General features: G+C 37.3%; 20 protein-coding genes. 9 read left to right on the top strand and 11 right to left on the bottom strand.

Going from position 1 to position 24,200, the window contains the following annotated elements; all coding sequences use genetic code 11:
* Window positions 1-143 precede the first annotated feature (143 nt).
* From NX902_RS24425 to NX902_RS24415, 3 genes are all read left to right on the top strand, one after another.
* The gene (locus NX902_RS24425) at window positions 144-1,259 is read left to right on the top strand and encodes a DNA cytosine methyltransferase (RefSeq protein WP_341161058.1); all 1,116 of its coding nucleotides are present in this window, start codon (window positions 144-146) and stop codon (window positions 1,257-1,259) included.
* A 110-nt stretch (window positions 1,260-1,369) separates the two neighbouring features.
* Window positions 1,370-3,061 (top strand): McrB family protein, encoded by a 1,692-nt coding sequence (locus NX902_RS24420; protein ID WP_341161057.1) that lies wholly within the window; start codon window positions 1,370-1,372, stop codon window positions 3,059-3,061.
* A gap of 17 nt (window positions 3,062-3,078) precedes the next feature.
* Window positions 3,079-4,278 carry a 5-methylcytosine restriction system specificity protein McrC gene (locus NX902_RS24415; protein WP_341161056.1) on the top strand — a complete coding sequence of 400 codons (1,200 nt, stop codon included), beginning with the start codon at window positions 3,079-3,081 and terminating at the stop codon, window positions 4,276-4,278.
* 194 nt (window positions 4,279-4,472) lie between these two features.
* Here the strand turns inward: NX902_RS24415 and NX902_RS24410 are convergent, their stop codons facing one another.
* The 6 genes from NX902_RS24410 to NX902_RS24385 all read right to left on the bottom strand — a co-directional run bounded on the left by NX902_RS24410 (window position 4,473) and on the right by NX902_RS24385 (window position 8,531).
* Complete coding sequence (locus NX902_RS24410) at window positions 4,473-4,793, bottom strand: heme oxygenase (RefSeq protein WP_341123487.1); 321 nt, start codon at window positions 4,791-4,793, stop codon at window positions 4,473-4,475.
* A gap of 55 nt (window positions 4,794-4,848) precedes the next feature.
* A complete protein-coding gene (locus tag NX902_RS24405; protein ID WP_095333264.1) occupies window positions 4,849-5,544 on the bottom strand; it encodes an ABC transporter ATP-binding protein in 696 nt (231 codons plus the stop codon).
* Window positions 5,544-6,665 (bottom strand): ABC transporter permease, encoded by a 1,122-nt coding sequence (locus NX902_RS24400; RefSeq protein ID WP_341123485.1) that lies wholly within the window; start codon window positions 6,663-6,665, stop codon window positions 5,544-5,546. Before NX902_RS24400 ends, NX902_RS24405 begins: the two co-directional genes overlap by 1 nt.
* Before the next feature lie 168 nt (window positions 6,666-6,833).
* Entirely contained in the window at window positions 6,834-7,352 is a 519-nt protein-coding gene (locus NX902_RS24395) for a PadR family transcriptional regulator (protein ID WP_095333267.1), read from the bottom strand.
* A 215-nt stretch (window positions 7,353-7,567) separates the two neighbouring features.
* Entirely contained in the window at window positions 7,568-8,032 is a 465-nt protein-coding gene (locus tag NX902_RS24390; RefSeq protein ID WP_095333269.1) for a phage tail protein, read from the bottom strand.
* 19 nt (window positions 8,033-8,051) lie between these two features.
* Window positions 8,052-8,531, bottom strand: a complete 480-nt coding sequence (locus NX902_RS24385; protein ID WP_095333270.1) for a GyrI-like domain-containing protein — start codon at window positions 8,529-8,531, stop codon at window positions 8,052-8,054.
* Between the two features lie 109 nt (window positions 8,532-8,640).
* Between NX902_RS24385 and NX902_RS24380 the strand changes: the two genes are divergently transcribed.
* A complete protein-coding gene (locus NX902_RS24380) occupies window positions 8,641-9,603 on the top strand; it encodes a helix-turn-helix transcriptional regulator (RefSeq protein ID WP_341161055.1) in 963 nt (320 codons plus the stop codon).
* A 253-nt stretch (window positions 9,604-9,856) separates the two neighbouring features.
* Here the strand turns inward: NX902_RS24380 and pdxR are convergent, their stop codons facing one another.
* Window positions 9,857-11,281 (bottom strand): MocR-like pyridoxine biosynthesis transcription factor PdxR, encoded by a 1,425-nt coding sequence (pdxR, locus tag NX902_RS24375; protein WP_123260202.1) that lies wholly within the window; start codon window positions 11,279-11,281, stop codon window positions 9,857-9,859.
* 134 nt (window positions 11,282-11,415) lie between these two features.
* Between pdxR and NX902_RS24370 the strand changes: the two genes are divergently transcribed.
* Window positions 11,416-12,333, top strand: a complete 918-nt coding sequence (locus NX902_RS24370) for a DMT family transporter (protein ID WP_235850349.1) — start codon at window positions 11,416-11,418, stop codon at window positions 12,331-12,333.
* A gap of 149 nt (window positions 12,334-12,482) precedes the next feature.
* Here NX902_RS24370 and NX902_RS24365 read toward each other — a convergent pair whose 3' ends face one another.
* The 4 genes from NX902_RS24365 to moaC form a co-directional block, all read right to left on the bottom strand.
* Window positions 12,483-13,685, bottom strand: coding sequence for an AGE family epimerase/isomerase (locus tag NX902_RS24365; protein ID WP_095333278.1), 1,203 nt, complete (start codon window positions 13,683-13,685; stop codon window positions 12,483-12,485).
* Window positions 13,686-13,808: 123 nt separating this feature from the next.
* Window positions 13,809-14,687, bottom strand: a complete 879-nt coding sequence (locus NX902_RS24360; RefSeq protein ID WP_235973164.1) for an SDR family oxidoreductase — start codon at window positions 14,685-14,687, stop codon at window positions 13,809-13,811.
* A 659-nt stretch (window positions 14,688-15,346) separates the two neighbouring features.
* Entirely contained in the window at window positions 15,347-16,450 is a 1,104-nt protein-coding gene (locus NX902_RS24355) for a hypothetical protein (protein ID WP_095333283.1), read from the bottom strand.
* 239 nt (window positions 16,451-16,689) lie between these two features.
* Window positions 16,690-17,178, bottom strand: coding sequence for a cyclic pyranopterin monophosphate synthase MoaC (gene moaC, locus NX902_RS24350; RefSeq protein ID WP_095333285.1), 489 nt, complete (start codon window positions 17,176-17,178; stop codon window positions 16,690-16,692).
* An 86-nt stretch (window positions 17,179-17,264) separates the two neighbouring features.
* Here moaC and modA point away from each other — a divergent pair, with 86 nt between their 5' ends.
* The 4 genes from modA (at window position 17,265) to narH (ending at window position 23,968) form a co-directional block, all read left to right on the top strand.
* Complete coding sequence (modA, locus tag NX902_RS24345; protein ID WP_163186605.1) at window positions 17,265-18,038, top strand: molybdate ABC transporter substrate-binding protein; 774 nt, start codon at window positions 17,265-17,267, stop codon at window positions 18,036-18,038.
* Window positions 18,039-18,051: 13 nt separating this feature from the next.
* Window positions 18,052-18,714: a molybdate ABC transporter permease subunit gene (gene modB / locus NX902_RS24340; RefSeq protein ID WP_095333289.1), complete on the top strand. Its 663-nt coding sequence runs from the start codon at window positions 18,052-18,054 to the stop codon at window positions 18,712-18,714.
* Window positions 18,715-18,819: 105 nt separating this feature from the next.
* On the top strand, window positions 18,820-22,503 hold the full coding sequence (locus NX902_RS24335; RefSeq protein ID WP_163186607.1) for a nitrate reductase subunit alpha: 3,684 nt from the start codon (window positions 18,820-18,822) through the stop codon (window positions 22,501-22,503).
* The gene (narH, locus tag NX902_RS24330) at window positions 22,493-23,968 is read left to right on the top strand and encodes a nitrate reductase subunit beta (RefSeq protein WP_341161054.1); all 1,476 of its coding nucleotides are present in this window, start codon (window positions 22,493-22,495) and stop codon (window positions 23,966-23,968) included. Before NX902_RS24335 ends, narH begins: the two co-directional genes overlap by 11 nt.
* The last annotated feature ends 232 nt before the right edge of the window (window positions 23,969-24,200 follow it).

The following is a 24,200-nucleotide window of genomic DNA, read 5'->3' as shown; positions in this document are numbered from 1 at the left end:
GAAAATGGAAATATATGATAAAAACTGATAAAAGGGCAAGAAACTAAAAGAATGTTATAATAAGTCTAATTCCAATACTCGTGAATTTTATCATAGTATTTATATAAATAACTTAATTAAAGTTTTGTGCGGAGGTATGTAGTATGGATAAAACAGAGACATACAAAATTGTCTCTCTCTTTAGTGGTTGCGGAGGCCTGGACCTAGGGCTTGAAATGGCAGGGTTTGAAGTCGTATGGGCTAATGATTTAGATAAACATGCTGTAACTACTTATCAACATAACATCGGTAATATCGTGGAAGGCGATATTAGAAATATAGATTCGAAAGATATCCCTGACTGTGATGTATTGGTTGCAGGTTTTCCATGTCAACCATTTTCCTCAGCTGGAAATCGACTAGGTGTTGAAGATGCAAGAGGGACACTTTACGAAGAGTGTCTAAGAGTAATTGATGATAAAAAACCAAAGGTTGTTATCTTTGAAAATGTCAGAGGGATTTTATCAACTAAAAATAAAGATGGGTCTTTACTATTAAATTCTATAGTTAACTTTTTAGAAGCAATTGAACCAGGCTATAGTGTTCAATACAGGTTATTAAAAGCAAGTGATTATGGCGTTCCACAACAAAGGTATCGTGTAGTATTTGTGGCCTTTAGGAATGACTTAAATGTAAAATATGATTTTCCAAGACCAACTCACTCTCCTGATGATCCATCTCTAACTGTTGGAAGCATAATTGATGTACCCAAAGAAACACCTAACCAAGATGAAGTATGGGAGTTTTCTCCACAATCTAAGGCTCTAATTCCTTATATTAATGAAGGGGGTTCGTGGAAAGATATACCCTATGAAATACTTCCACCACGCTTAAAAAGAATAAGAGATAATATGAAAAAGTACAGAGCACCGAATTTTTATAGACGCTTTGCTAGAAATGAGATAAACGGAACAATTACTGCGGCTGCTACACCTGAGAATTGTGGTATTATACATCCACTTGAGGATAGAAGGTATAGCGTCAGAGAAATAGCGAGAATTCAATCATTTCCAGATGATTTTGTGTTCGTTAGTGATTCTCTTGCTGCAAAATATAAGATGATAGGAAATGCGGTTCCTCCACTATTAGGTAAAGCCATTGGGGATTCTATTAAGAAGTGCTTAGACATTACTTTAGGTAATAGCTCTGGATCAGAGGAAGTAAATAATGAGGTAGAAGTAATTATTCCAGAGTATGGACAAGTTGCATTAAATATTTAAGGTATCTTATGTGAGATACCTTTTTTTATGGCATTTTTTAAATTCAGTAGGGGACAGTGAGGAAAGACCTATGTTAAAATTTGGTTAAGGAATAAAGAGGTGATAAAAAGGTGGATGTTTTTGTTAGTGAAGAAAGTATAAAGGAATCCGTAAATTATTTCTCAAAACTATCTATTTCTTCTCCTGAGCAATTTGGCTTATTCTTTTTGTGTAAAGGTGTAGGAATCAACCAAAATTCATACAAGCCTTTAAAAAAGGCTGGTCAAATGACCGATGATGAAAAAAAGATATACTATGATAGATTACACAAACTTGGAGCTGTGTTTGACTTTAATGAGGAAGGAATAAAGAAATGTTGTTTATTTCCATTTTCAATTAAAGAGGAAATTGTAAAAGGGAATTTTTACAATCAGGCGTCTTCCTTTCAAGGTTTGTTGAGTAGGCTGATTGACACAATAGATAACACTCTAATAGATAAATTTCTGGAAAAGCAGGAAGATAGCATTAGATTAAAAAGAAATTACATACAGCTTCTTAAAGAGCTTTATCTAAATGGAAACAAAATATCCTTATCTTACTTTTCTGCATATTACTGTAGATTTATTACTTTTTCTGCAGATGAATCAATAGACAATGCTGAATTCACAAGACTTTGTGTTCAATATACAATTGATTCCTTAAATCTGCTTGAAAGGGAATTAGATGAGTTATTTTACGATGATACATCAACGACCCAAATTACCTATCAAGAAAATATGATTGAGGGTCGAGAATTAAGAAGCATGTTTCGATTTAAGACTAGAGAAGATTATCCTGAAATCAGTTCTTCAAGGGATTATAACGTGGTAAATCCATATATTTTAGTTCTTGAAGATGTACGGAGGTATATAGAATTGAATGGTAAAAACCCCTCAACTAATGAAATAAAGGAATTATTAGAGTTAAGAAAGCAAATAGTGTTATATGGTGTTCCAGGAATAGGAAAATCCATGTTTATCAAAGATTTGGAAAATTGGAAGGATGCGGATGGAAACCAGTTTTTTGATGAAACAATTAATATCCAATTTCATCCATCTACAACTTACGAAGAGTTTATCGGTGGGTCAACTATTGAGAATGGAACAATTGTTTCGAAGGCAGGTATTTTTCTACATTGGTGTCAGGAAGCAATTCGAAATGATGGAAAGAAGTATCTTTTTGTAATAGATGAAATTAATCGTGGTAATATTTCAAAGATATTTGGAGAAACCATTTTAGGGTTGGATAGAGAATATACAGTGGATCTTGTAAAGCCATTAAGTGTCAATGGTAGAGAAATAAATAAGTTTCAAATACCAGACAATCTTTATATTATTGCAACAATGAATTCAGCGGATAGAAGTATTGCAATCTTAGACAATGCAATACGTAGGAGATTTGCTTTTATTAAACTTTTCCCAAATTACGATATAGTAAGGGAATTGTCAGATGTTGAGGAATTAGGTATTGATGTTTCAAGACTTTATAGGAGTATCAATAAAAAAATTCTTGATACACTTAATGACGAAGAACTATTATTAGGTCAATCCTATTTCCTTCCTAATTTTGCTGAAAAGGATCAATCAACAAATAGAATTTTATGGTCTAAGAAATTGGTTAAATATGTTATCAATTACAACGTGCTCCCAATTCTTGAAGAATACACATATGGAAACAAGAATGATTTACAGAATATACTTGGAGAAAAAATTCCAGATCGGATATATGAAGATGACGAGTTTATAGAAGCAATAGTAGAACAATTCCCAGAAGTTGTACTATAAAAGAAGGCGATTCAATAATGGGAAATAATTTTAAAATTAATCAAGGTCATTCCATAAGTATTTTTGAAGATGAAATAAATGTTTTAGAGTCAATGCTCAAAGCAAAAGGAATAAATCCTGATAGTTTGGATAAAGAACAAAGAATCTTAAACCTGAGCCAAAGATATGTAGGCTATATTAAAACACCAAGACGTATGATTGAATTGCTACCGAAGCATGATAAATTGGGAATGAAACATATCTTTAGGATGTATTATTTTGTAAATGGTCATTTTAACAATTTACAGGATAAAGTTTTTGATTTAAGTCGTTCAAGTCAGTATGTAAATATAATTGACCTATTTTTAAATGATTTAGACAAGATTTTAAGACATGGACTCCCTACAGAGTATATTGAGGTAGTAGAAGAATCAAGATATATAAGAGGATCTGTTGATTATGTTCCCAGTTATAAGAATGTGATGCTTTTGAAAGAGGAACCTTTTTTGAGTCAATATGATGAAGTATCATTACAGACTCCTCTTAACAAGACATTGAAATTTGCTTTGAATAAGGTAAAAAGGATAGACGAATATAGACACAAATTGCAAAAATATGAAAGGGCTTTACAATCTATTTCAAACGACTATAACGAGCAAAGAGATTCAAAGATAGTATTCAGCAATAAAAATAATTATTGTAAAGATGCTTATTTCTACGCAATATTAATTATTAAAGAGTATTATTTTGAAAACCTAGGGGATAAGAATGGTGAATGTTTCTTAATTGACTTTGATTTGCTATATGAGCAATTTGTTAAAAAGATTTTATTTAACTATACCAATGATACTAAGTTTCAAGATTGGAAAATGGATAAATTATATGGAGTGTTTGGTGAAGGATATGAAAAAAGTTATAGGCCAGACATTTTATATGGATATGATGAAAGAGACGAAAAGGCAATGGCGGTGTTAGATACCAAAAATAAATTTTCCTCTGTATTTGGAAACGCAGATGTATATCAAATGTTATTCTATGCTCATATGTTAGATGCAAAAAAAATTGTGTTATGTTATCCAACGGTGGAGGATAAACCCATTGATGTTTTGAGAATTGAATCCAATAACTTTATTACAGATAAAATTCATGGAGTTTATATAAACATTGCTGTTGAAGAGAAAGAAGCATTTGTAGAAGCAATAAATCAATTTATTGAAGACGTATACTCATGTTTGTAGAGAAAAAAAGACGAGGTTGCTCCTCGTCTTATGTTTTTTTGCCTCTTATATTTGTACGGTGAACCGTATCATAAGTAAGTGCGGTTTTTTATTAGATAAAATAGATTTACGGTTTCTCCCTGATTTATTTATTCTTTATATTTTACAGTTCATAAATAAGACCCCTACTATTTGAAGTAGGGGTTAATAAGTTATTATGCATTTGGTTCTGAAGTCGAAGCAACCTGTGAAATAATGATTTCACTTCCCAAGATTGGGGATTCCTGTTCAGTGTTGGTTGGGCCTGTATGTGCTTCCTTAAAAGCAGTGCTGTTTTTCCAAAGGGTAAAATCTTCAATAGTATTCCAATACATATTTACATTTAGCTCATCATATTCTGTTAGATTCTTTGTAATTAAAACCTCCACTTTTATAAACCCATCCATTTTTTGTAGGGATCCTGGTTTTGTGAACATGGGAGCCATCTTTTCAGCAAAACCCAATTTTGTTTTAAGTCTGTTCGTTACTATAATCATTGGTTATACCTCCATAGTTTTCTATGAAAATGTTTATCCTTTTGTAAAATTGTCTTCACTTTTCAAGACTGAAAGAATCGTCATGTTGAAGTCTGCCATCTTCCATTCGATACACTTTATCACAGTATTCCAGCATTCGTTCGTCATGGGTAACCATAATTGCTGCTTTGTTTCTTGTTTTCGTTTCTTTGGCTATGAGTTGAACCACTTCATGAGCCCTTTTTGAATCCAGACTTGCTGTTGGCTCATCTGCCAGAATAATAGATGGGTTGTTTATAAAAGCACGAGCAATTGCCGTACGCTGCCGTTCTCCTCCAGATAACTGTTCAGGTAATTTTTCCAGTTTTGCTGCTAAACCGAGACTGTGTAATAATTCCTTTGCATATTCCTTATCCTGTTTCACAGGTTTCCCTGCCATTCTTTTCACTACAAGTAATTGTTCCAGAACATTTAAATAAGGGACAAGATTACTGGTTTGTAAGATAAATCCGATTTCATCCAACCGCATTCGTACTAAATCTTTAGATTTTAATTCATTAAGGTTTTTACTGTTAACAATGACCTCACCTTTAGTAGGTTGGAGTAAGGCACCTGCGATCGCCAAAAATGTACTTTTTCCAGAACCTGAGGGGCCAATGACGGCAATAAACTCACCTTGTTCCACAGTTAAGGAGACATCATCAAGGGCAAGAACTTGATTTTCACCCTGTTGATAAAGTTTAGAGACATTTTTAAATTGTATTCCTGACATTATTCTATCCTCCCAATCGCTTGAAGTGGGTCTATTTTTGCTATTTTTCGAACGGAAGCCAATGAACTTAAAATCGAAATGATAAGTAGTAAAAGAGCATAAAGGACAACTAATTTCAGATCAAGTGAAAATGGCATTTCATCCGGAAGAATAAGGGCTGTCCCATAGGTTAACAAGATTGCTAAGACAATGCTAATGAATGATAATAAAAATACTTGCGATACAATAGCTCTTCCAAGGAAACGATTGCTGGCGCCGATGGCTTTCAATATCCCAAACTGATTTGATTTTTGCAACGTAAGTACGTAGAAGAATACCCCCAAAACAAATGCCGAAATGGCCAAAAGGAAAGCGAGCATCATTGTAATTGTGCCATTCTCTTCTTTATAACCGGGCATTCCCTGTATGGCTGTGGCCTTAGTGACTGTTTCAGTATTCTTAAATAAATGATTTAGTTCCGCTGAGTCGATTTTTTTTCCTTGCAGCATAATGGCATTCACAGGTTTCTTAATACCTTTATCAGAACCAGGTGCTGCAAATTGAATAGAGCGCCATTTATCTAGAATAGTAAAAATAGCTGGCAAATGATTGTATGTTTCATTTTTGACAAACCCAACAATTTTTATTTTTTCTAATGATCCTTCAATCTTCAGCGTATCACCAATCTTAAAGCCCTTTTTCTTTAAAGTATCATTAGCGATAACCTCCAAAGGGAGGTTAGTATGAAGGGGCTTTCCTTCAATTACTTTAGGTTCCAGAAAACTACCGGGATTGATTCCTAGCATGGCAATGTCTACTTTTTCACTTTCATTCAAATCTGAATTAATTATTACTGTTCCCATGGTTGCACCCATTACTGATGCAGCTGAGACATTAGGTTGGCTTTCTAGTTTTTCTGCCAATGATTCATTCAACAACGATCGGCTCATAGAGGCTCTTGCCCCCTCTTCAAACGTCACATAATCGGCATCCATATTTTTAAATGTCGCCGCACTAAGAGTGGATAGGCCATTACCTAATCCAGATAGAATGAATACAAGCCAAGCAATCAGGACAGTTATAACCCCAATCATCAGAAACCGCAATTTACCATGCTTTAATTCTCTAATAGCAAGAAACAATGAATGTCACTCCTTTATTGTAAATAATAATAGTCACGTTTGACTAATAAAAGTATATTAGTATTTTCGTGATTAGTCAATTGTGACTAATCACGAAAACTTATTATTAAGATTTAAATAAAAAAGGAACCCTCTATCGGCTCCTTTGAATCTTTTGGATATAAAATTTTAATTCGATTGAATAAGATGTTGAATGGTATTTTCAAGAAAGGAAATTTCTGCTTCTAACATGGTAATCTTATGTTTGACTGCAAGGTTAACACCGGTTCGTATACCATGTTCAGGAGTTTGTTTAAATAGATCTATGAGTTTTTTATTTTTCTTTAATCTTTCATTCAAGGCCGGTATTACTTGATTCATCGGAAGGAAATCAATAAACATTAACCCAATATCCCCTTGGTAATTTACACTTTCCGCAGAAGACAGATTATCTAATAGTAATTGATAAAAATATACTCGGCCGCTTTCATTTATAGAGTACACTTTTCGGGTGGGCCTATTTCCTTCTTGTACTAAATGAATATCTATATAACCTTTTTGATTTAGTTTATCCAGAGTAGCATAAGCAGTGGGTTTTTTCATATCTGTCACAGTACTTAAGTTTCTTTCGATGAATTCATTAATTTGATATCCATGTTGACTTTGTCCCATTAGTAACCCAAGCAGAATTAGAGAGCGATGTTCCACAGAGATCCTCCTTTCAGCATTCTTTTTTATATTCTATTTTCTCGTAAATTTTACTTGTAGTCAATTGAGTGGTTTATTAGTTAGTAGGACTATAACATAATTAATGGAGGAAAAACCTCATGTAGAGTAGCGGCGATGAACCGTACCACAAGTAAATAACCTAAGCAAAAATAAAAACAGCACCCTCTATTTTGAGGGGTGCTGCTTTACTAACGTTAATATTCTCCTTTAATAACAAAAAACGAGCCTCGGATTGTTCCGGCTAACTTAGATTTCTGCCTAGCAAACTTAAATTTCCCTTCTAATTCCTTTGGTACTTCCATCCCATCAGAAAGCTTAAAACCAACGGCGCGCTTTTTCGGGTTATCTACTGTATACAGAACGTTAATTGCAAGACCATCCTCATAAAAGACGTAGGTCCATTTAATATTTTCTACTTGAAAGGTTGAAGTTTCTAAAGGCTTGGCTGCAAATTCAATACCACGTTCTTCCTTTAAAATCCGGTTCACATAATCTAGAGTTTCGCAGGACTCATTAGCTGGTACAACCGTAAATTCATGCTTATATTTGTTCATAAAGTACCGGGCCTCGTTAGCTCGTAAGCCAGCAAGTGCTTCTGCTACAGGTGAAGATTCTAAACCAATCGTAGACACATTTTTAAAATCAACGATATAGGCCATTCCTATCCCTCTATCCTTCTTATTTCCTTACAACAGGAATCCACATCTCACCAAGTAATAAGCCGTTTTGCTGTCCCATTTCTACCACTGTATTTGGTCCACCAACATAGGCGAAATTCTTTGCTTCAGGCAAGACTTGACCAAATGCAATGCCAGTAAGCATATTCTGCAATTCATCAGCGGTCTTACTTTCCCCTTTAACTACTAAGTATTCTCCTTTAGGAAATTGAATCATTCTGTCCGCTTCTGGTAATGATTGCTCTGTCATGACCCCGACATAATGCATCATCTTGTTGTTTACCGCTTCGTTTACGATAAAAATATAGTCATTTGTGGCAATGGCTTTTAAGGCGTCAAGCTTTCCTTCTTGTTTGACTACTTGCCAAAAGTCTGCTTTTTCCTTTGCTATGCCCGCATAGTCTGTATAATCACTCTTAAGTTCAGTTCCAATCCCTAAAACGATAAAGCTGTCTTTTTCTTCTAGCATATAGCCTGCCATATTCAACACTTCCTCTTTAAAAAATTAATCAAATGATTCTTCTTTTCACTTGATAGATATATAATAAACTTAAACCATGTCAAAAAATGATACTGTTTAGGGGGACGGGATGAAAAAGGTTGAACGAATTAATACCATTATGCGGTATATTAACAACCGCGCCAACTTTACAATTTCTGAAATCATGAGAGAATTTAACATCTCTCGTTCGACAGCAATTAGAGACATCAGAGAAATTGAAGCGATGGGGATGCCACTTGTCGCAGAAGTTGGAAGGGACGGGGGATATTTTGTTATGAACAACTCTGTCTTGCCGACTGTTCGCTTTACCGATAATGAAATTAAGGCTCTTTTTATTGCCTTTATGGCTACGAGAAACCAACAGCTCCCTTATTTAAAGAGTCGCCAGTCACTAGCTGAAAAATTACTAGGACTCATCTCAGAAACCCAGCAAGATGACCTTGTTCTTTTAAATCGCATCTTGCTATTTGAAGGGACCAACCCGAATAATCCTGATCTGCTTGATTTGTCAGATCTTCCTCATCCCATGTTAGAAAAATTAATCCAATTACTTATTATGGATAGATATTTACTGATTACCATTAGAGAGGAGAAAGTTATAAAGTCCTATCCTATTTACCTCTTGAACCTTTATCGTGAGAAAAGCCTGTGGCTGATTGAAGGCTTTGATTTAAAGGAAGAGAAGAAACGGATAATGCCTGTTGACAATCTCACAGATGTAGAACCATGCACTATCAATAATAGATTAAGCAGGAAAAAGATTTTAGAAAAACTAAGTAAGCAGGAGGAAGTAATCAACCTTGTCCTTGAACTTGGTCCAAAGGCAATTGCACAGTATAAGAAATACCATCCGTTAAGAATGTCACTTTCTTATACGAATCCTTACCAAACTACAGCCATTCTAAAGACCTTTATTAATGTTAATCATTCCGAAGAATTAACGGAAATAATAAGTTGGCTATTATTCCTAGGTGAGGATATCAAGGTCAGGGAAATGCCTGTAGAAATCTTGGAAGGTTTACAAGGGAGACTATCTCTATATTGTCCATAATCATTGCTTGTTAGACCCCATTTATATAGATTACGTTGAACCAGTAAATAAGGTATTGGTTTATGCTTTTGACGAGTGAGAGACGAATCATTCTAAGCATTTCCGTTGTAACTGTATGATGATCATGGTGTCATGCTCAATATACTCCTGCTTTCATAAATCGATTGTCAATTGCTTTACCAATATCTTCCCTCCTTCCATTAAAAAGGGATTTCTTCAAATCAGCTATTATTGGATTATTTAGTAGTGTTGTTTAATTTTTCTGTCCTGACTCTGCCTCTATCACATTTCTTAAGAGCTTTACTCCTTCTGCTAATTCCGTATCAGTTAAATTACCATATCCGAAAATAAGCTTGTTGTTGTGTTTTCCTTTAATTAAAGCATGTTTCTCTACGGAAAAGATATTAACTCCTTTATTTTTGATTTCATCTAAGATCTTTTGTGGGAACTTAAAATTAAATTTAACAACTAGGTGAATGCCTGTTGAAGCACCAAGGATTTCAATTAGGTCTCCAAATTCCTTTTTTAGACATCCTATTAAGAAATCTCTCTTTTTTTTATATAGTTTCCTCATTTTAACTACATGTTTCTCTAAGTGTCCATCCTTTATAAAACGTGCTAAAATTACTTGCTCAATAGTGGGAGAGTGATAATCAGTGTATCTTTTAAGATTTTTGGCTTCTTCTACCAGTGCATTTGGCAAAATGACATAACCAATTCGCAGACTAGGTGATAAGATTTTACTAAAAGTCCCTATGTAAATAACTCGTTCAGGAAATAATCCTTGCAGTGAACTTACTGGATGACCAGAATAGCGAAATTCACTATCATAATCGTCCTCTAGAATATAACTATTTGTTTCCTTAGCAAAATTAATAAGTTGAATTCTTCTTTGAATGGGTAATATTCCACCTAAAGGGAATTGATGAGAGGGAGTAACGAAAATAATGTTTTCTTTTTTTTTCGTTGTAAGCCATTCTGTTTGCATTCCAAATTCATCGACTGGAATAGGAGTAATATTAGCCCCTCTTTCAATAAAAATTTCAGGAATTTCTTTCGTTACTGGATCCTCTATTAATACTTCGGAGTTAGTCTTTACTAATAGTTTAGCTAGAAGTGTGAATGCTTGAGTAGCTCCAGAGGTGATAATAATTTGACTAGGATGACAGTTTATTCCTCTAGTTCTATAAAGGTAGCTTGATAATACCACCCGTAACTCTTCACTTCCTTCAGGTGAACTATAACCAAATAATGAGTCTTCAATCGTTTCAAAAACGTCTTTTCCTATACTGGCCCACTTTTTTCGAGGAAACTTTTTTAAACAAGGTACGCCTGAACGAAAGTCAATGAAATTATTTGTCTTTACCTTACTTATTGAATCAGTACTTTTTTCAGAGATAGGCCGTTCCTCATTCGTAGGAAAACCCTCTAGTGATATTCCAGATTCCACGAAAGTTCCAGCTCCTTGTTTAGATTTAATGTATCCCTCAGCCATTAATTGATCATAGGCTTCGAGAACGACACTTCGAGACACGTCTAAAATGGTAGCTAAATCACGACTCGAGGGAAGTCGGTCCCTCTCAAGAAGTTCTCCTCGTAAAATCTGTTCTTTAATTTTCACGTATATTTGTTGAAATATTGGTTTTTCTGAAGTTCTATCTAATTCAATCCAAATCATCATTATCACCTAAAGTGTTCATATTGGTTTTAAAAATAAATGATAATTGGTTCTTTAATAAACCAATTTATAATGTTAATTTTACTGTAACACCAGTTTAAATGGAATAATTACTTGAGATGGAGTTGGTTATATTGAGTGAAAGGATAGTAGCATACCTTAAAGTTATTGCGGCAATGACCATTGTAGGTAGTTCGGTGGTTGCAGGAAAAATATTAATTCAAACGATGCCGATATTTTTAGCATCTGAGCTAAGGTTTTTAGTAGCTTCCCTAATATTAGTCCCTTTACTGATTTACAAGGAGGGGATTCCTTCATTAAGTAGAAGGGATATTGTCATTCTCTTTTTTCAATCTCTGACGGGAGTATTTTTATTTAGTATCTTTATGCTGTATGGTTTAAAATATACTACTGCAATGGAGGCAGGAATAGTTACTAGTACTTTACCAGCAATGGTTGCTCTTCTTGCTTACTTTATAATGAAAGAGAAACTTACAAGAAATAAAATAGCGGGTATAATAACTGCTATTTTAGGAGTCATCATTCTTAACGTTTCAGGAGTGATGCAAGAGATATCGGGCAGTCATCTAGAAATAGTAGGTAACTTCCTTGTTTTGGGGGCAGTGATGGGAGAAGCATTGTTTATCATTTTAGGTAAGTCTATATCAAAAAAAGTAAGTCCATTAACTATAACAACAGGAGTGTCTGTTATAGGGGGATTGTTATTTTTACCAATGGCTATTTATGATAGCATAACTGCTAATTATTCATTCGGTTCTGGTTATGATTGGCTTTTGATTTTTTATTTCGGAATGGTTGTTACTGTTTTGGCTTTTTTGCTTATGTATCAAGGCCTTGCTGTATTATCTGCTGCGACAGTAGGTATATTAACAAGCGTTTTGCCACTAAGCACAGTAGTTCTATCATTTTTCCTTTTGAAAGAACCACTTTATTATTACCATCTAATAGGACTATGCCTAATCTTTATGGCTATTTATTTTAGCTCGAGAGAAGAGAAAATACAGATGGATCAAGGGATTGGAAATAATTAAATCAAGTGCTAATCAGGCCACTAAGAGACAAATAATAGAAAAATAATCGGAAGATAGTGGAAAATCTAGAGACAAAAGCATCTTTTAGCCAAACCCACTAAAAGATGCTTTTTAATATCATAATCCAGGCCATTCTTTAGACATCTGGCTTATGGCAGAGCTAGTATGGATTGATAGCAGGCTGAGACGGGGTGGTAATCTGTTTTGGGAGGTGAGGTTTTTACATTGCTATATTTTTCATTCTCCCGGTTAAGCAGTGTATACCAACCACCATGTTCATGATCCATGAAATACTGGGCGGAATAAGTGAATAACTGATTATAATAATCCCAGTATTGTTGATTCTTTGTTTTTGCAGCTAGTAAGGCTGCGGCAGCGATTGCTTCTGACATAACCCAGTAATTTTTATCCGTATCAATGACTTCTAAGCTTGGCGATAGGGCAAAATAAATACCTCCATATTTTACATCCCAACCTTGTTCCCATCCTTTTGCGAACAATTTCTCTGCAGTCTCCTGCATCCAAGGTTCTGATTGATGTCTGTCAAGCCACATTAAGAGTTTACTCCATTCAAATTGATGACCAGGGATAAATCCATATGGGCGGAATTCATCTTTTGTGTTGTTTTTATTGAATTGATAATCAGGCAGCCAGTCCGGTGTATAGTTTTCCCAAATCATTCCACTTGCACGGTCTGCTAATTCTTGGGTAACGCCCTCTGCTAGCTGGTAGGCCTTCTTTAAGTATTTTTCTTCATTTGTTGCTTCATATGCAGTCAGCATGGCTTCACACATATGCATGTTTGGGTTTTGCCCTCTATAAGAGGAAAGAGTGGTCCACGCAGCATCCCATTGGTCTTTGTAATATCCATGTTCCGGATCCCAAAAGTGATTTTCCACCACATTAAAGACGTTTTCCATCACTTCTCTGGCTTCTTTTATGCCAGCTTGGTAGGCGATAGAGGATGCTAATAATGTAAAGGCATGACCATAGGCCATTTTAGCAGCATCTTTTACATCCGTTCCCTTCATTTCAAAGTAGTATCCATTATACTGTTTATCTAAATGATGTTCATGCAAAAATTGGATCCCATGTCGTGCGGCTTCTAAACACCAGTCTGGTCCATCTAAAATCGCACCAATACTAAAAATATAAATATACCTGCTAGTCGCTACTAAATGTTTAGTATCTGTGTCATTAATAGTACCATCATCTAAAAACCCATTAATATATCCGCCCTTTTCCTCATCGATACAGGCCGGATAATAAAAATGAAGTGTCTTAAATATATGTTTCTTCAATTCTCCCTTATCCTGATAATGGTCAAACTGGATATAACTTGAACCTTCCATATTGGCTACCCTCCTCCATTATGCGAGACATTGAATAGATAGCAGCAATCAAGACAGTATTTCCCTACCATGAGGAAAATACTGCTTGATTTTTTTTGCTGTCCGAATGACTTATTTATCTAATTAAGAAGACATATATTGTCCACCATTCACATGGATGAATTGGCCGGTCATATAGGCAGAACCTTCAGAAGCAAGCAGGATGTATGGTTCTACAAGATCTGCTGGTTGACCAGGACGACCAATAGGGGTAGAAACGCCAAATGATTCTTGCAGGTCGGTTGTCATGGTTGCTGGAATAAGTGGTGTCCAAATCGGTCCAGGTGCTACACCGTTAACTCGAATTCCTTTTGAGGAGAGTTCTTGAGCAATGGAACGAGTAAAGGATACAATAGCCCCTTTAGTAGATGTGTAATCAATCAACGCTTTATTGCCAACATATGCATTAATAGAAGCGGTATAGATTAAGCTATCACCAACTGATAAATGGGGAATGGCAGCTTTAGTTAAATACACCATTGAAAAAAAGTTTACGTCAAATGTACGTTTCAATTGTTCAGCAGAGATTTCTAGCACGCTGTTTTTTACTTCCTGACGTGCTGCGTTATTAACAAGGATATTCAGTTTTCCATGCTGCTGAATAACATCTTCAACTAGTTGATTACAAAATGCTTCATCCGCCACATCTCCAGCATGCAACGTACATTTTACGCCTTCTTGTTCAATACGCTTTTTCGTATTTTCCGCATCCTCTTGCTCATTTAAGTAGGCGATGGCAATATCCGCGCCTTCCTTTGCATACCCAATCGCTACTGCCTTACCAATTCCACTGTCTCCTCCAGTAATCAAGGCCACTTTGCCTTTCAATTTTCCAGAACCAACATGGGTTTCTAGCTCATAAATCGGGATAGGGTCCATTTCCTTTTCAACCCCCGGCTGCTCGGATTGTTTTTGAGGATTGACTCCATTTGATAATATGGTTTGTTCATCTAATTTACTCAATTATAACGCCTCCTAAATTATTTATGTGTTATTTAACATTCCACCCTGTCTTGAGACTAAACTCCTTTTTGACATGCAACCGCTTAGTGGATTTTTTTACCTTTTTACCTAGGCGGAGTGTTATAGCACTATCTGTCATATCGGGAATACTAGAGAATGAGTGGAATAGTTGATATATAACTTTTCTAATTCGAGTGGCTCATATATTAATCGGATAATAGAGTGATGAAGTTATCATAAATAGTGGCAGATCAAGGGATGAAAGTAGGTTTCCAATTCTATGAGCTCTTGCACAAGTTTGTAGCACATTACATGGATGAAGAAGATAGGGGGATCATAATAAAAAGGGAGCAATGAAACTCCCTCAGCTTGTTGACAAAAGGAATTTAGGAAATGTAAATGGAATTATTATGCATTGATTGGAGTGAAAGGGGTGAGACTCCTGTGGGATCTGCGAGACAGTCTGAGACCCTGCAGGCCTTTAGGCCGAAGCGGCTCAGCGCGAGCCCCACGGAAAGCGAACCCCTGCAACGGAAATCAACTCTTATTTAAAAGAATGTATATTTATAAACTAAGACAAACTCCTAATTACCGAATTAGGAGTTTGTCGACAGTCTGAGGGAGTAATGAAACTCCCTTTTTTCACAAATATTAACTCTTTATTGATAATTAATAATCGCAGGGCTAGGATCCAGCTTCAAGACCTCTTCAGGACTTAGCACAGGTTTATCTTTGTTATAAAAGATTTTAAATCCACCGTATTGCACTGCTTCATTGCGCACGAATTTGCGATAGAGCGCCATTTTAGTATTAGAATCGCCCCAACCGTCATAATTTAAGGCTACTTCTACATTCTCGGTTGGCTTGATGGCTTCTTTGTTCGTTAATGCTTCGTCCATAAATTGATGGACAAGGACAATTTTATCGGGCAAATTATTTTCTTTTACGATTTCCGTTAAGTACTGCACTGCTTCTTGTACTTCAGCTCCGTCTACTTGACCAAGATTGACACCTGGAGTTTGTCCTTCTTTTACATGAAATTCCGTATCAATCGCTAGGTGGACATGAGGGAGCTTTAGCCATTTCTCAAGTAATTTCACCTGATTTAGAACGGAATCTGTTCCAAGTTGAACATCCAGCATAAGCAGGGCATCGTTTTCTTCCGCGAGAGTAGAATATTCATCAATTTGCTCTGGTGAAGTTGGATGGTAGTACTTCCCATCCGTCCCTGGATCACGCTGTGCTACGGTAGAAATGAGTTCAATCATTGGTACGGCAGGGCGTGAAGGGTCTGCATCTGAATATGCTTGGGTCTGTTCTTTTAATTTTGCCATTAATTCATCTGGCTCCATTTCTCCCAATATTCCCATTTTGGTAGAGTTTGGATGTCCGTAATACGCTATAAGTCTATGATTCTTTAAGGGACCATCTGTTTGATCAACGGCATCTTTTACTAATGTTTCTCCAAGTGGAACCATCCTGGTGGGATCTTCTCCACGGGCTTCTGCACTCGGCATCTTCTCTATTTCCTCATCAGCAACCTTTTTGTCTAGAGAAGAAGCACCTTCTGTTGGTTCCAGCGGTTTGTAGGCTGGCGGAGGATTCTCTTCTTTTATTGCTTTCTTCTCACCAGAAGACTTTTCTTCCTGTGTCTGTTCTTCATCATGTTGTTCAGTTTCTTTAATAGTAGGAGTGTTTTTCGAACAAGAGATGAGGAGCACAACAAGTAGTACTCCTGAAAATAACAAGGCTAGTCTTTTCATGTTGTCACTTCCTTATGTATGGATTTCTTCCATCTATTATTCTAGATGTATTCCCCAAATGCAATAAAGTTAACAGGGAATATTTTATTTTTCATAGAATAGGAGCGTTTAGTTAATAGATTCTCCCTTTCTTTCCAAGCACTTACCTATTTATAAATTAGGGTGTAATCATGGAAGAGGAGAGTAAAAAAAAGCTGGATCAAACGTCTCTGCTTGATCCAGCTTCCGCCACTTAAATCTCACATTTCCTCTCGCTTATAATCGCCACTTTTCCCGCCGGATTTCTCCACTAGAAAGGTTGGCCCGATTACCATCCCTTTATCGACAGCTTTGCACATATCATAAATGGTTAAGCTTGTAACTGTGGCGGCCGTTAATGCTTCCATTTCGACCCCAGTGCTTCCTTTGGTTTTTACTTCTACTCGTATAATAAGCTCCCATTTATCCTCATTTTGTTTCCAATTAAATTGCATATCAACTCCACTTAGTGAAAGTGGGTGACACATGGGAATAATCGAAGAAGTTTGCTTTGCTGCCATAATACCAGCAACTTGTGCAACAGCAAGTACATCTCCTTTTGCAAACTCATGGTTCATTATTTTTTTATAAATAAGTTCATTCACGATAATACTTGATTGACTAATAGCTGTGCGAGATGATTCCTGCTTCTCGGTGATATCAACCATCTTTGCCCTGCCTTGCTGATTAAAATGTGTGAAGTTTGTCACTAATATCACTCCTTGTTTGTAGTATAACAAAAGTAAATGGATGCGTCTTGCATCATTATCGGCTAAAAAAGATAAAGGAGGACCATATGTATAAATGGAAAGGCTTGATTATTATTTGTATCTGTTTCTTTCTTCTAGCGGGCTGTTCCTCGGAGAAAAGAGAAGTGAAGCTAACCGTGTCAGCCGCCGCGAGTTTAACGGATGCGATGGAGGAGCTTGTGGAGGCATTTGAATCAAGAGAACCTAATATAGCTATATCGCTAAATCTAGCATCTTCAGGAGCATTACAACAACAAATTAGTCAAGGCGCACTAGTTGACATTTTTCTCTCAGCTGCTGAAGAGCCATTTGACTATTTAAATAAACAGGGTTTGCTAGATAAGTCACATCAAGAATTATTATTACGTAATCAGTTAGTCCTGATCAAAAGAAAAGATACCTTCTCTCAATTTCACGAATTTAAGGATTTACTAGACGAACAGGTACAAGAAATTGCTATTGGGACACCAGAAAGCGTCCCAGCAGGTATTTATGCAAAACAGGCGCTCGAACATGTAGGGATATTTCATTCCCTTGAATCTAAATTAGTCTATGCAAAAGATGTTCGCCAAGTATTACAGTATGTGGAATCAGGAAGTGTTGACTTTGGTTTTGTATATGCCACAGACGTAATAGCCGCTAAGCAAGTAGAAGTAGAGCGAGTAGTCGATGAAGAATGGCATGATCCTATCCAGTATCCAATCGGAATTTTGAAAGATACCAAGCATAAGGAAGAAGCAGTCGCCTTTTATAACTTTTTGCGAAGTACAGAGGCAGACACTATTTTTGCGAAGTATGGGTTCACCACCGTAAACAAGTAAAGGAGAGTGCAGAATGAAAAGTAGCTTTTGGCAGCCTATTGAGCTCTCTTTATTAATTGCAATTAGCGCGACGCTTTTTGTAATTATATTAGGAATTGTAACGGCATGGTTCATGACGAAAAAAGAGTTTCCGGGCAAGGCGATCATAGAAGTCATTCTGCTATTACCAATTGTGTTACCACCAACAGTGATTGGTTTCCTGCTGATTATGCTATTTGGCAAGAAGGGTGTGATTGGGAAAGCTATTGATTTTTTATTTGGCGAATCCTTAATGTTTACCGTTTCGGGAGCTATCCTTGCAGCTGTTGTGGTTGCTTTCCCATTAATGTATCAATCGGTGAAAAATGGGTTTACGAGTATGAATCCATTAATAGAGGATGCAGCTCGAGTAGATGGTGCAAATAGTTGGCGTCTATTTCGACATATTTCACTACCATTATGTTCTCCCTTTCTTGTCACAGGCACAATATTAAGTTTTGCCAGAGCCTTAGGGGAATTTGGTGCAACGATTATGTTTGCAGGAAATATTCCGGGACAAACACAAACGCTTCCATTAGCGATTTATGTTGCTTTTGAATCTAACAAACTTGTACTCGCATGGAGCTGGGTGATGATGATGGTGATTATTTCTTTTGTTATGCTGCTTTTTATTCAAAAGAGGGCGCGCCGCAATTAATGCATCCATGTGTGATGTATTTCACACCTTAAGCTAGTGGAGGATGTTTTAATAAGCTTATAAGCAACCTGATTTGATGACAGGTCGGAATATGGAGGGATAAAGATGAAGAAAAAACCATCTCCACTTTGGCAACGATTAAACTATTTGAAACCAAAAGAAACATATAGCAATAACCATAGTCAATTACAAGAAGGAGACCGGGATTGGGAAAATGTGTATCGCAGAAGATGGCAGCATGATAAAGTAATCCGTTCCACTCATGGAGTGAACTGTACGGGTTCTTGCAGCTGGAACATCTTTGTGAAAGACGGCATTGTGACATGGGAAGGGCAAAATGTGGATTATCCAACAACAGGACCAGACATGCCGGAATTTGAGCCAAGGGGCTGTCCGCGAGGTGCAAGTTTTTCCTGGTATTTATATAGCCCGTTGCGTGTGAAGTATCCTTATATTCGTAAAAAGCTACTATATTTATGGCGAGAGGCCATAGCGGAACACAAGAAACCATTAGATGCTTGGAAAAGCATTGTGGAAGATAAAGAAAAGGCCAATCAGTATAAAAGTGTTCGCGGAAAAGGCGGATTAGTACGGGCTGATTGGGAAGAAGTTACGCAAATTATTGCAGCGGCTGTTTTGTATACAACGGTAAAATACGGATCTGATCGTAATGTTGGCTTTTCTCCAATTCCAGCGATGTCCATGGTGAGTCATGCAGCGGGAAGCCGCTTTATGTCCCTAATAGGAGGACCGATGCTTAGCTTTTATGACTGGTATGCGGATTTGCCACCTGCATCTCCACAAATTTGGGGAGATCAGACAGATGTTCCAGAAAGCTCTGATTGGTTTAATGCTGGCTATATTATGACATGGGGCTCTAATGTTCCCTTAACACGTACACCAGATGCTCACTTCCTTGCCGAGGCAAGATATAAAGGAACAAAAGTGGTTTCTGTTAGTCCAGACTATGCGGAATCAACCAAATTCTCTGATGACTGGATGGCTGTCAAGCAAGGGACGGATGGTGCGGTAGCCATGGCAATGGGACATGTTATTTTAAATGAGTTTTATCATAAAAAACAAATACCATACTTTGAATCTTATGCGAAACAATATACTGATTTTCCTTTCGCCGTTCGTTTGAAAAAAGTGGGATCAAGCTATCAGGCTGACCGCTTTTTACATGCAAAGGATCTAGGCCTTTCTGGTGAGCATAATGAGTGGAAGCCTGCTATGTATAATGAGCGCACGGGGAATTTTGCTATTCCACAAGGAACAATAGGTTCGCGATGGGATAAAAAAGGGAAATGGAATCTGCATTTAGTGGATGAATATACAGGAGAAGCAATTGATCCAAAGCTAAGCTTTCTAGGGCTTGAAGATGAGGTGATGGAAATTCAATTACCCTACTTTGATGCAGAAAAGCGTTCCGTTATGAATCGTGCCGTTCCAGTAAAAGCAGTTGAATTAAATGGGCAAACAGAATATATCACAACAGTTTATGATCTTATGCTTGCTAATTACGGAATTGATCGAGGCATCGGTGGAGAAGTCGCGCAATCCTATGATGACATGGCGCCTTTTACTCCAGCATGGCAAGAGAGTATTAGTAATGTCGATCGAAACTTAGTTATTAAAATCGCGAAAGAATTTGCCCAAAATGCTATCGATACAAAAGGTCGTTCTATGATTATTATGGGTGCTGGTATTAACCATTGGTTCCATTCTGACACTATCTATCGTGCCATCATCAACTTAATTTTAATGGTAGGTGCGCAAGGAGTAAATGGGGGAGGCTGGGCACATTATGTAGGGCAAGAAAAGCTTCGACCAGCAGAAGGATGGAATACCTTAGCTACAGCAAAAGATTGGCAGGCACCGCCAAAACTGCAAAATGGGACATCATTTTTTTATTTTGCTACAGACCAGTGGCGTTATGAAGAAACGTCTGTTAATGAGATAACGGCTGCTACAGTAGAGAAAGCAAGATATGACCATCATGGGGATTATAATGTGCTAGCGGCTCGATTAGGATGGCTGCCATCCTATCCAACATTTAATAAGAATGGCATTGCTATTTATAAAGAGGCAGTGGTGAAGGGCTGTCAAACCCAAGAGGAAATTGCGCAATATGTAGCAAAAGAGTTGATGAATAAATCATTGCAATTTGCGATAGAAGACCCAGATAATCCAGTCAATTTTCCTCGTACGTTATTTGTTTGGCGTGCCAATTTAATCTCAAGCTCTGGAAAAGGGCATGAATATTTTCTAAAACATTTACTTGGAACAACACACGGATTGTTGAATGATGATCAATCTAGTATTCGACCAGCTGAAATAAAATGGCGGGAAGAAGCACCAGAAGGAAAATTGGATCTTTTAATCGATCTTGATTTCCGGATGGCAGGAACGGGATTGTATTCCGATATTATCTTACCAGCTGCGACCTGGTATGAAAAATTTGATTTATCAAGCACAGATATGCATCCATTTGTACATCCATTTAATCCAGCGGTTGCTACGCCTTGGGAATCGAAGTCAGATTGGGATATTTTCAAGAAGCTAGCAAAAGGGGTTTCAGAGCTAGCCGAACAAATCGATATGGACGTAATTAAAGAGGTTGTAGCTACACCGCTGCAGCACGATACTCCACAAGAAATGGCCCAGCCTTTTGGGGAGATTAAAGATTGGTCCAAAGGTGATTGTGAAGCAATTCCAGGGCGAACCATGCCAAATATTCATGTGGTAGAACGAGATTATAAGCAGGTTTATAAAAAAATGACCTCTCTAGGACCGAATGTTGCCAAAAACCCATATGGCGGCAAAGGGATAAGCTGGTCCATGGAAAAAGAGTATGAACAAGTCAAGCATGCAATTGGTGTAGTAGAAGAAGAAGGCATTTCCAAAGGTCTCCCAAATATTGAAAGTGCAAGAGACGCTTGTCAGGCCATTCTCATGATGTCATCTACGACAAACGGCAAAATCGCAGTCAAAGCTTGGGAATCACTGGAACAGCAAACAAGCTTGGAGTTAAAGGATTTAGCTGCAGAGCGTGAAGAAGATCTATTTACATTAGAACAAATTAATGCACAACCAAAAACGGTCATTACGTCACCTGCCTTTACTGGTTCGGAAAAAGGCGGGAGACGGTATTCACCATTTACAACAAATATTGAGCGAATGATTCCTTTCCATACCCTTACAGGAAGACAGTCCTTTTATTTAGATCATGAGATGATGAAGGAATTTGGGGAAGAGATGGCGACATTTAAGCCAATGCTCCACCATACACCTTTTCAGCAAGATCGTCCAAAAGTGGAAGGAAAAGAAATTACGTTAAATTATCTAACACCACATAATAAATGGTCTATTCACAGTATGTATTATGATGCACAGCCGATGCTGACATTGTTTAGAGGTGGACCAACGATATGGATGAACAAGGAAGATGCCAAAGAAGTAGATATAGAAGATAACGATTGGATTGAATGCTTTAACCGAAATGGTGTGGTCGTTGCCAGAGCGGTTGTCTCTCATCGAATTCCTAGAAGTGTTGCCTTTATGTACCATGCTCAAGACAGACATATTCACGTTCCTGGCACAAATCTTACGAAAAACCGAGGAGGGACACATAATAGTCCTACGCGAATCCATGTTAAGCCAACGCATATGATTGGTGGCTATGGCCAACTAAGCTATGGATTTAACTATTATGGACCAACTGGAAACCAACGGGATTTACATGTCGTCATTAGAAAGATGAAGGAGGTGGAGTGGCTTGAAGATTAAAGCACAAATTGGCATGGTGATGAATTTAGATAAATGTATTGGCTGTCATACATGTAGTGTGACATGCAAAAATACGTGGACCAATCGCCCTGGCGCAGAATATATGTACTTTAATAATGTCGAAACAAAACCTGGAATCGGCTATCCGAAACAATGGGAAGACCAAGAGAAATATAAAGGCGGCTGGGAGCTGGATAAAAAGGGTGAACTAAAACTGAAATCAGGTTCTAAAGTAAATCGATTATTCAGCCTTTTCTATAACCAAAATCAACCAGAAATTGATGATTATTATGAACCATGGAATTATGATTATGAAACATTGACAAACAGTCCAGAACGTAAGCATCAACCTATTGCCCGAGCAAAGTCAGCTATCACTGGCGAGTTTATGGATTTAGAGTGGGGACCGAACTGGGAAGATGACCTTGCTGGCGGGCATATAACTGGTTTACGTGATCCAAATGTTGTGCAAATGGAGGAATCAATAAAAACGGAGTTTGAAGATGTATTTATGATGTACTTGCCGCGTATATGTGAACATTGCATTAACGCACCTTGTGTGAGCTCTTGTCCATCCGGTGCGATGTATAAACGTGATGAAGATGGCATTGTACTTGTAGATCAGAATGCTTGTCGTGCTTGGAGACAATGCGTCAGCTCCTGTCCATATAAAAAAGTGTACTTTAACTGGAAAACAAGTAAAGCGGAGAAATGTACATTATGCTATCCAAGAATTGAAAATGGCCAGCCAACGATTTGCTCCGAAACATGTGTTGGCAGAATCCGTTATATCGGGGTCATGCTCTATGATGCTGATAAAGTATTGGAGGCAGCTTCTGTTAAAGAAGAGAAAGAATTGTATCAGGCACAATTAGATATTTTCTTAGATCCAAATGACCCAGAAGTAGTGAAGGAAGCGAAAAAAGAAGGCATCCCAATGGATTGGATTGAAGCGGCGCAGCAATCTCCATTATATAAAATGATCATCGACTGGAAGATTGCTTTACCATTACACCCAGAATACCGAACAATGCCAATGGTGTGGTATATTCCACCACTTAGCCCAGTTATGAATATGATAGAAGGAAAAGGCAGTCAAGCAGATACAGAAGATATCTTCCCGGCTATTGACGAAATGCGCATTCCGATTGAATATCTAGCTAATTTATTAACTGTTGGGGATACGGCTCATATTCGTACTGTATTAAAGAAAATGGCAGTTATGCGTAGCTATATGCGGGCCGAACAAACAGGGAAATCCTTTGATGTCTCTATTATTGAAGAGCTGGGACTCGAGGAAAACGACATTAAAAAGATGTACCGACTGCTAGCCATTGCCAAATATAATGATCGCTTTGTTATTCCTAAAAGCCATAAGGAAGATATAGCAGATCTTTACTATGACCAAGGCGCTTGTGGATTAGATTTTGCTAGCGGGCCTGGCGCCTGTGGCGTCTTGTCTTGATAAATGGTTCCACCCTTTCACGAGGAGAATAAATGATTAGAGCAAATATGAATGAAGGGAATTGCGTGGGGAAACCACAATCCTAGGAATCTGTAGCTGCTAGAATTTCGCGGAAACAGCATAAGCATAAGCTGGGAAAGGGCGCCACAATCTATAGCAGCGCCCGCCCTATTCGAGATAGGCAATGGATTACTAGCCACACAATAAACCTGCTTTGCGATAATAAGTAACC

The sequence above is a fragment of the Niallia sp. FSL W8-0954 genome (genome assembly GCF_038005605.1).
Classification (GTDB): Bacteria; Bacillota; Bacilli; order Bacillales; family Cytobacillaceae; genus Niallia; species Niallia circulans_A.
This window is presented reverse-complemented; position numbering and strand designations above follow the sequence as displayed.

Excerpts from the sequence above, each read along its gene's own strand:
- NX902_RS24405 (WP_095333264.1), bottom strand. The coding sequence starts at position 5,544 with ATGTCAGGAATACAATTTAAAAATGTCTCTAAACTTTATCAACAGGGT.
- NX902_RS24425 (WP_341161058.1), top strand. The coding sequence starts at position 144 with ATGGATAAAACAGAGACATACAAAATTGTCTCTCTCTTTAGTGGTTGC.
- modB (WP_095333289.1), top strand. The coding sequence starts at position 18,052 with ATGAAAAGTAGCTTTTGGCAGCCTATTGAGCTCTCTTTATTAATTGCA.
- NX902_RS24415 (WP_341161056.1), top strand. The coding sequence starts at position 3,079 with ATGGGAAATAATTTTAAAATTAATCAAGGTCATTCCATAAGTATTTTT.
- NX902_RS24390 (WP_095333269.1), bottom strand. The coding sequence starts at position 8,032 with ATGGCCTATATCGTTGATTTTAAAAATGTGTCTACGATTGGTTTAGAA.
- NX902_RS24380 (WP_341161055.1), top strand. The coding sequence starts at position 8,641 with ATGAAAAAGGTTGAACGAATTAATACCATTATGCGGTATATTAACAAC.
- NX902_RS24355 (WP_095333283.1), bottom strand. The coding sequence starts at position 16,450 with ATGAAAAGACTAGCCTTGTTATTTTCAGGAGTACTACTTGTTGTGCTC.
- NX902_RS24335 (WP_163186607.1), top strand. The coding sequence starts at position 18,820 with ATGAAGAAAAAACCATCTCCACTTTGGCAACGATTAAACTATTTGAAA.
- NX902_RS24410 (WP_341123487.1), bottom strand. The coding sequence starts at position 4,793 with ATGATTATAGTAACGAACAGACTTAAAACAAAATTGGGTTTTGCTGAA.
- NX902_RS24365 (WP_095333278.1), bottom strand. The coding sequence starts at position 13,685 with ATGGAAGGTTCAAGTTATATCCAGTTTGACCATTATCAGGATAAGGGA.
- pdxR (WP_123260202.1), bottom strand. The coding sequence starts at position 11,281 with ATGATTTGGATTGAATTAGATAGAACTTCAGAAAAACCAATATTTCAA.
- NX902_RS24385 (WP_095333270.1), bottom strand. The coding sequence starts at position 8,531 with ATGGCAGGCTATATGCTAGAAGAAAAAGACAGCTTTATCGTTTTAGGG.
- modA (WP_163186605.1), top strand. The coding sequence starts at position 17,265 with ATGTATAAATGGAAAGGCTTGATTATTATTTGTATCTGTTTCTTTCTT.